Source organism: Collimonas silvisoli, from assembly GCF_018305005.1.
In the GTDB taxonomy this organism is placed as follows: Bacteria; Pseudomonadota; Gammaproteobacteria; order Burkholderiales; family Burkholderiaceae_D; genus Collimonas; species Collimonas silvisoli.
The window spans coordinates 20,247-27,359 of the sequence record NZ_JAGQEG010000078.1 but is presented as its reverse complement, the minus strand read 5'-3'; the positions used below and the strand labels follow the sequence as shown (position 1 = coordinate 27,359).

General features: G+C 58.5%; 10 protein-coding genes. 3 read left to right on the top strand and 7 right to left on the bottom strand.

The features are described 5' to 3' along the window. Window positions 1-202: 202 nt before the first annotated feature. Entirely contained in the window at window positions 203-862 is a 660-nt protein-coding gene (locus KHU33_RS19115) for a class I SAM-dependent methyltransferase (protein ID WP_211465794.1), read from the bottom strand. A gap of 368 nt (window positions 863-1,230) precedes the next feature. Here KHU33_RS19115 and KHU33_RS19110 point away from each other — a divergent pair, with 368 nt between their 5' ends. Continuing rightward, window positions 1,231-1,944 (top strand): SDR family oxidoreductase, encoded by a 714-nt coding sequence (locus KHU33_RS19110; protein ID WP_211465804.1) that lies wholly within the window; start codon window positions 1,231-1,233, stop codon window positions 1,942-1,944. Window positions 1,945-1,959: 15 nt separating this feature from the next. Here KHU33_RS19110 and KHU33_RS19105 read toward each other — a convergent pair whose 3' ends face one another. Continuing rightward, window positions 1,960-2,163 (bottom strand): hypothetical protein, encoded by a 204-nt coding sequence (locus KHU33_RS19105; RefSeq protein ID WP_211465793.1) that lies wholly within the window; start codon window positions 2,161-2,163, stop codon window positions 1,960-1,962. Here KHU33_RS19105 and KHU33_RS26695 point away from each other — a divergent pair. Next, window positions 2,152-2,280 carry a hypothetical protein gene (locus KHU33_RS26695; RefSeq protein WP_268907134.1) on the top strand — a complete coding sequence of 43 codons (129 nt, stop codon included), beginning with the start codon at window positions 2,152-2,154 and terminating at the stop codon, window positions 2,278-2,280. The two genes, KHU33_RS19105 and KHU33_RS26695, sit on opposite strands and share 12 nt — an antisense overlap. Window positions 2,281-2,319: 39 nt before the next feature. Here the strand turns inward: KHU33_RS26695 and KHU33_RS19100 are convergent, their stop codons facing one another. Further along, entirely contained in the window at window positions 2,320-4,467 is a 2,148-nt protein-coding gene (locus KHU33_RS19100) for an ATP-dependent helicase (RefSeq protein ID WP_211465792.1), read from the bottom strand. A gap of 120 nt (window positions 4,468-4,587) precedes the next feature. Next, a complete protein-coding gene (gene cysC, locus KHU33_RS19095) occupies window positions 4,588-4,986 on the bottom strand; it encodes an adenylyl-sulfate kinase (RefSeq protein ID WP_211465791.1) in 399 nt (132 codons plus the stop codon). A 21-nt stretch (window positions 4,987-5,007) separates the two neighbouring features. On the opposite strand from cysC, the gene KHU33_RS19090 reads away from it, so the two are divergent. Next, a complete protein-coding gene (locus KHU33_RS19090) occupies window positions 5,008-5,154 on the top strand; it encodes a hypothetical protein (RefSeq protein ID WP_211465790.1) in 147 nt (48 codons plus the stop codon). Between the two features lie 30 nt (window positions 5,155-5,184). Here KHU33_RS19090 and KHU33_RS19085 read toward each other — a convergent pair whose 3' ends face one another. The 3 genes from KHU33_RS19085 to KHU33_RS19075 are packed head-to-tail and all read right to left on the bottom strand — an operon-like array spanning window position 5,185 to window position 6,800. After that, window positions 5,185-6,138 (bottom strand): cupin-like domain-containing protein, encoded by a 954-nt coding sequence (locus KHU33_RS19085; protein WP_211465789.1) that lies wholly within the window; start codon window positions 6,136-6,138, stop codon window positions 5,185-5,187. Window positions 6,139-6,168: 30 nt separating this feature from the next. Then, window positions 6,169-6,471, bottom strand: coding sequence for a hypothetical protein (locus KHU33_RS19080; RefSeq protein ID WP_211465788.1), 303 nt, complete (start codon window positions 6,469-6,471; stop codon window positions 6,169-6,171). 2 nt (window positions 6,472-6,473) lie between these two features. Further along, the gene (locus KHU33_RS19075; RefSeq protein ID WP_211465787.1) at window positions 6,474-6,800 is read right to left on the bottom strand and encodes a YbjQ family protein; all 327 of its coding nucleotides are present in this window, start codon (window positions 6,798-6,800) and stop codon (window positions 6,474-6,476) included. Between the last annotated feature and the right edge of the window lie 313 nt (window positions 6,801-7,113).

Below are 7,113 nucleotides of genomic sequence, written 5' to 3'. Positions count from 1 at the left end.
ATGAAACAGGCAAAGGCACCTATCTGACCCACGTGCTCAACCGCACTCAGTCTAATCGGCATCACTCTGCCCGACCGCCTCTACATCCTGATTATCCGATGTCGATGCGGCATGCTCAATATACGAGTGTCTAAGCACTGACCCGCTTTGGCTTCGACGGCAAGCCGCCGAGATCGATGCGACGCGATCACGAACGGTATGATCAGCGCTTGCGCGCCAGCGTCAGGCCGTCGCCGACCGGCAGCATGGACAGGTCGATGCGCTGGTCTTTGTGTAATTTGAGGTTGAGTTCTTGCAGCGCTGCGGTGTCGGCGTCTTCAGCGACGGCGGCGACGCTGCCGCTCCACAATACGTTGTCGATGGCAATCAGGCCGCCCGGACGCAACAGCTGCAGGCAGCGCTCATAGTAGGCATCGTAACCAGTCTTGTCGGCATCGATAAAGGCAAAATCGTAGTGCCCTGCGGCGCCGGCGGCAAGGCGGGCGTCGAGTGTCGCCAGCGCTGGCGCCAGTTGCAAATCGATCTTGTGCGCGACTCCGGCAGCTTCCCAATAAGGGTGTGCAATACGGGTGTACTCCTCGCTGATATCGCAGGCCAGAATGCGGCCGTCCTCTGGCAATGCAAGCGCCACAGCCAGCGCGCTGTAACCGGTGAATACACCGATTTCAATCGTATTGCGCGCGCCCATCAGGCGCATCAGCAATCCCATGAATTGCCCCTGTTCGGGGGATATCTGCATGGTGCCGCGCGCATGCTTGGCGGTTGCCGCACGTAACGCGGTTTGCGCAGGATGTTCGCGCAGCGAATGCGTTAGCAGATAATCGTAGAGAGTGTCGTCAAGATTCAGCGTGCGACTGGACATGGCTTGGCTCCTGAGAGTGGGTAAACGAATTTACCATACCAAAGTTGCCCGACCAAAGCCTTCCCCTCCCCCCCTCGTTTTGCAGCCACGCAATCCCTAAGGGAATCTGCGCGCTCCTCCCGCCTGATTGATCGACTGATCGTCCGCCTCACCAATATTGTTGGCAAATATTGAATAGTGTCGGCAATTTATTCCCATTTATCCATTAAGAACAAACTGCCATGATGTACTCACTGCCCGACAAACTGATATCCAGGAATGCGAGGGTGGCTAAAGCAACACTCAGCAACACTCCTCACCATTCAGCAGCACTCAATCAACGTCAAGGAGCTTCAAATGAATAACGCAAAAATAGCCATCGTCACCGGATCGTCACCGGATCGTCACGCGGCATCGGTGCAGCAGTAGCGCAACGCCTCGCCGACGACGGTTTCGCCGTGATCGTCAATTATTTCGGCAGCGCCGCACCCGCCGAAACCCTGGCCCGACAGCTGGTGCAACAAGGCGGCCGGGCTCTGGCGGTACAGGCCGATGTCAGCGATCCGGCAGCGGTACGCGCCCTGTTCGATGCGGCAGAACGGGCATTCGGCGGTGTGGACGTACTGGTCAACAACGCCGGCATCATGGTCAATGCACCTATCGCTGAAACCGATGACGCCGGCTTCGACCGCCAGATCGCCATCAATCTCAAAGGCAGCTTCAACACACTGCGCGAAGCTGCTAAACGGCTGCGCCATGGCGGCCGCATTATCAATTTTTCGTCGAGCGTGGTCGGCATGCTGCAACCGACTTACGGCGTGTATGCCGCCACCAAGGCTGCGGTGGAAGCAATGACCAGCGTTCTTGCCAAGGAGTTGCGCGGTAAAAACATCACGGTCAATGCCGTTGCTCCAGGGCCAACCGCCACCGATCTGTTCCTCAACGGTAAACCGCAAGAACTGGTCGAGCGCCTGTCCAAGCTGGCGCCGCTTGAGCGCCTCGGCCAGCCGCAAGATATCGCCGCCACTGTCGCCTTCCTGGCCGGCGCCGATGGCAGCTGGATCAACGGCCAGGTCTTGCGCGCCAACGGCGGCATCATCTGATTTCATTTTTCGATATCAACAAAAGGAAAACATCATGAAACAAATGTCGCCGAAGTTGCGCGTTATGCTGCCGAACACGGCGTCGATCTGCGCACCGTTGAGCTTGACGCTGCCGCCGGTGATTCGGTCGATGCCGGCATCGCCAGGATCATTGCCGACTGCGGCCGGCTCGACGTGGTGATCGGCATGCCCTTCGGCAGCCGCCCGTTGCGCACCCACATCGATCCTTCACAAGACGGTTGCGAGATCGTCAACGGTGTCGCCAATCGGGTGCGCAGCGAAATGTTCCGCCGCATCGGGCTGGAAGACTTGCTCAGTCTTCGGCTGAACGCTTGAGTATCGAGTTGCAAGCAATCCTGGGTCGCTGAGACTCTCTTAAGCGACCTTGCTCCAGGCCTTGCGCGCCCGTTCCCGCACCAGCATCCTGACGCTGTCAGGCATCGCTGTGCGCTGCTCGGCCTGCTCGGCGCTGGACCAGACGCTTTGCTCAAAATGCGTCAGCATGGCATTGGTAATGAAGCGGGTACGGTTGGCGTACACATGGCGATCGCCGCCGGCGCTTTGCTGCTTGATGTAGAAACGTTGCGGCACTACCAGATGCAGATGTTGCCTGGCGCGCGTCATGGCAACGTACAGCAAGCGCCGCTCCTCCTCGATATCGCCATTGCTGCCGGTGCTCAAATCGGAGGGGATGCAGCCATCCACCACATTCAACAGATGCACCGATTGCCATTCCTGGCCTTTGCTGGAATGGATAGTGGAGAGAATCAGATAATCCTCATCGCGCAACGGCGGGCCGGAGCGGTCGCTGGTAGCTTGCGGCGGATCCAGCGTGATCTCGGTCAGGAAGCGTTCGCGTGAACCGTAAGCGCCCGCCAGCTGCGCCAGTTGGGTTATATCCTGGGCGCGCACTTCGGCGTCTTCATGCAGCCGTTCCAGCTGCGGCTGATACCAGTCGCGCGCCAGCTCGATATCGGCTGGCCACACCGGCTCCGCACGCAAAGCACGGTACAGCGCCACAAAATCAGACCAGGCGGCAGCCACGCTGGATGGTGCTTGAAATGCTTCGATGGCGGCCAGCGGATCGGCGGCGGCGCTGATGCTGTCGAGAATTTTTGCCGCCGTCGCCGGCCCGATGCCAGCAATCAGCTGCACCGACCGAAAACCGGCCAGACGCCCGCTCGGGTTTTGCGCAAAGCGCAGGATCGCTAACAAATCCTTGACGTGCGAGGCCTCCAGAAATTTCAAGCCGCCGAACTTCACGTAGGGAATATTCCGTCGCACCAATTCCAGCTCAAGCGCGGCACTATGGCTGGCGGCGCGAAACAGCACCGCCTGCGATTTCAGCGCCAGGCCACCCTCCCGATGCTCCAGGACTTTATTCAACACCCATTGCGCCTGCTGCGCCTCGTCCGAGATCACCACCAGCTGCGGTTTGCCGGCGCCGCTGCGGTCGGTCCACAAGTTCTTTGCATAACGTTCAAGCGCCGCAGAAATGACGGCGTTGGAAGCATCCAGGATAGCTTGGGTAGAACGGTAATTACGGTCCAGGGTCACCACCGTGGCGGCCTGGCTGAATTGCTGCGGAAAGTCCAGAATATTGCGCACCGTGGCGCCGCGAAAGGAGTAGATCGCCTGGGCGTCGTCGCCCACCACGCACACGCCTCGGCCGTCCGGTTTCATGCCGGTGAGGATCGCAGCCTGCAAGCGATTGGTGTCTTGATACTCGTCGACCAGGATGTAATCGAAACGCGCCCCCACTTCGACACCCAGCTCGGCGTCGGCCGCCAGTTCAGCCCAGAACAGCAACAGGTCGTCGTAGTCCAGTACGTTTTGCGCTTGCTTGGCGTCGACATAGGCGGCGAACAGGGCATTCAATTGCTGCTCCCACTCGGCGCACCAGGGGAAGATGCTCTGCAAAACTGCAGCAAGCGAATCCTGGCTGTTGACTACCCGCGAATAAATCGCCAGGCAGGTACCCTTCATCGGGAAGCGTTTGTGGCTGTTGCTGAAGCCCAGTTCATGGCGCACCAGCCCCAGCATGTCTTCAGAGTCGCCCCGGTCATGGATGGTGAACGACGGTTCCAGGCCGATGCGGCCAGCGTATTCGCGCAACAGCCTGGCGCCTATGCTGTGGAAAGTGCCGGCCCAAGGCAGGCTGGTGATCTGCAGGCCGCCCGCCCGGCCCTGGGTTTTCAGAACGCGGCTCAGCACCTGGCCGGCGCGCCGCTCCATTTCCTGCGCCGCGCGCCGCGAAAAACTCAATAGCATGATGCGTTGCGGATCGGCGCCATTGATGACTAAACGCGCCACCCGGTGCGCCAGCGTATTGGTCTTGCCGGAACCGGCGCCGGCGATGATCAGCAAGGGCCGCACGGCTTGCGGCGCCAGGCCGCTATCGTGTTCTACCGCGCTGCGCTGCTGGGCATTGAGCCCGGCAAAGGGATCGCTGGCGGCGGCGTCGGCGACAGCGTCGGATATGGGGCTATCGGTGGTGGCGGCAGTGGTGACTGAGCTTGACATGGCGGATAAATGGCAGCGACGCGTAACTGTACATTTATCCAGTGCTTACCAGCAAGCGGATTTTTAAGATTTACGCTTGGCAGCTTGCCAACAACGGCTTTGAATCAGCAGCTGAGAAGCTCACTTTCTGTCGAGCGGCACATGGCGCTGCACGTACTCCATCAGCTTCTTGACGCTCGTCGCCATACCTTCCTGGGCGGTATCGACGACAAGTTGCGGCTGCTCGGGTATTTCATAGGGTGCGCTGATACCGGTAAATTCCCGCAATTCGCCGGACCGTGCTTTTTTGTATAAGCCCTTGGGATCCCGCGATTCACAGGTCGCCAGATCGGCAGAGATATGGATTTCATGAAATGCCTCGCCGCAGGATTGCCGGGCACGCGCGCGATCGGCGCGATAGGGGGAAATGAAAGCCGTAATACAGATCAGGCCGGCATCGGCAAACAATGCGGCGACCTCGCCCACGCGCCGGATATTCTCGGTTCTATCCTCGGGGCTGAAACCGAGATTTGCATTCAAGCTGAAGCGGAAACTGCAGAGATGGAAATCCGCTCACGCTTTCATGCGAAGTATCCGGATCAGGAATTTTCCGAGGAACAGAAAGCACCTCGTGCCCTTGCCTATCTTGCACCTGCACAGGCGTTGTATGACCGCCTGGAGCAAGTACAAAAGAAAGCGGCCGGCTAGCGCACTTACGGCAGCGCATTTACAGCCGATTTACGCCAGATGCTTGTGGCAAATGCAGTGCCCCCAGCGATACAGATGCATATTGTGCAGCAGGTCCTTGGTCGCCGTCGGCACGCCGCTGAGCAGTATCTCCTTGGCGGTCAGGCCGAATACCGCCAGGCTGATGGACGGCGCCAGCGAAACCACCGCATGCCAGGTCCGCTTCGGTATGAATAAAGCGTCGCCCTGCTCGACCCGCACATACAAGCCCTTGGCTTGCTCCAGTGCGCGCAACTGTTCCGGGTGTTCGTTAAAACGCGCAATGTTGATCGAGCTCAGGGTAGCGCCCCAGTCATATTTTTTAGACGGCTTCATGTAGCCCTCTTCCGATGGCGGGAACATGACGAACTCCTTAACCCCGCGCGCCTGGCAAAACCAGTTATTGGGGACGTCGCGATGCAACCCGGTGTGGGTATTGGCCGGCCCCATGAATACCGATTCCCAGGTCCAGCGCCAGCCCGGCCACAGACTGCGGATATCGAAATCGCTGCGCAGCTGCGGAAAATCTTCCAGGATGCTCCACTGCGCCAGGTAATTACGGTGCGGCGTAAACGATTGCATGTGCGCCCAGTTGAGATGGAACTCCTCGCCCGGCTGCAATTGCAGGCGACGCCGGTTCGGCAGCAAGCCCGCCTCATCGCTGACCGGCTCGGTCGCCAACGCTGCCAGCTCACGCAGATACGGCGCAATCGGCAGCAATGGCCGCTCCTGGGTTTCACCTTGCTCCACCAGGCCATTCTGGAATTTCCTGGTCGGTTCCGAACCGTCCTTGTTACGTAGCTCTGCAAGCTTTTCAAAAGACCAGTTCTGCTGCGCCGGCCAGTTACGCATCGCCCCTTTCACCAGCAAGGGGCTGGTTCTGCTGCCAAAGTCGCCAACTTGCGCCAGTTGCGACGCGTCGATTTCATCTACCAGCTTGAAGCCGGGACCTAATATCTGTGTCATGTCTTTGTTGTCTACGATGTAAATAAGGAGCTAAGGAACTAGATTATCGTTTTCGGTAATAGGAAGATAGCGCCGCTCACCGCTTTCCGGGCAGTACCAGACGCTCATCACGCGGCCCGATTCCGGATCCACAAAGCGCTCTCCGGTTTCCTGCCATGGGCCGTCATCCGGTTTGGGAGCATGCACATACCGCCAGCGCTCCAGCAACACCGCGATGAGCAAAAACAGCCCCCAGGCAGTGAACGGCACGGCACCGGCAGCGCCGGCAATGATGCAGCCGAGACCGATCAGCGTCAGCAGAATCGCAAAACCAAGCAGCGCCAGGCGCAGCATGATCAGGCCGCAACCGGCTCAAGCACCACTGCCGTGCCATACGCCACGATTTCGCTCATGGTCTGCCCCATTTCCGATGAATCGAAACGCATCATCACGACTGCATTAGCACCCATGCTATGCGCGTTCTTGACCATGCGGTCCACTGCATGGCGGCGTGCTTCCTCCAGCAACTGCGTATATTCGGTGATTTCACCGCCGATAATCGAACGCAAACCAGCCATGATATTACCCGCCAGACCGCGGCTGCGCACCACCAGCCCAAACACCTGGCCCTTGACTTCCTTGACCCGGTAACCTGAGACGTTTTCTGTAGTAACGACAAGCATATTTTCCCCTTGAAATATTGCCACGATTTAATTCTGAATTGTAATTTCCCGCCACTCTTCACCCACGGCGCCACGATGGCCAGCATCTCCTTCGGGACGCTTAACGTAAAACCATTGCCGATTCTGATTATTGTGTTGCATGTTCGCGGCGCGTTTGCCGTTGGCCTGACAGTGTAGCCAAATTGCAGTGATTGCGTACTCTTAAGCAACAAATCAAGCGGCCGGCAGCATCCTGCCATGTAGTTCTTATCAAAACTGCACGCCAGCTAAAACTGTGCTTAAATATTGCAAAATGGAAATCTCGACATGATGA

What these genes read in the sequence shown, in the direction of transcription:
- KHU33_RS19115 (WP_211465794.1), bottom strand. Translation starts at nt 862, where the DNA reads ATGTCCAGTCGCACGCTGAATCTTGACGACACTCTCTACGATTATCTG.
- KHU33_RS19100 (WP_211465792.1), bottom strand. Translation starts at nt 4,467, where the DNA reads ATGTCAAGCTCAGTCACCACTGCCGCCACCACCGATAGCCCCATATCC.
- KHU33_RS19090 (WP_211465790.1), top strand. Translation starts at nt 5,008, where the DNA reads ATGGAAATCCGCTCACGCTTTCATGCGAAGTATCCGGATCAGGAATTT.
- KHU33_RS19085 (WP_211465789.1), bottom strand. Translation starts at nt 6,138, where the DNA reads ATGACACAGATATTAGGTCCCGGCTTCAAGCTGGTAGATGAAATCGAC.
- KHU33_RS19080 (WP_211465788.1), bottom strand. Translation starts at nt 6,471, where the DNA reads ATGCTGCGCCTGGCGCTGCTTGGTTTTGCGATTCTGCTGACGCTGATC.
- KHU33_RS19075 (WP_211465787.1), bottom strand. Translation starts at nt 6,800, where the DNA reads ATGCTTGTCGTTACTACAGAAAACGTCTCAGGTTACCGGGTCAAGGAA.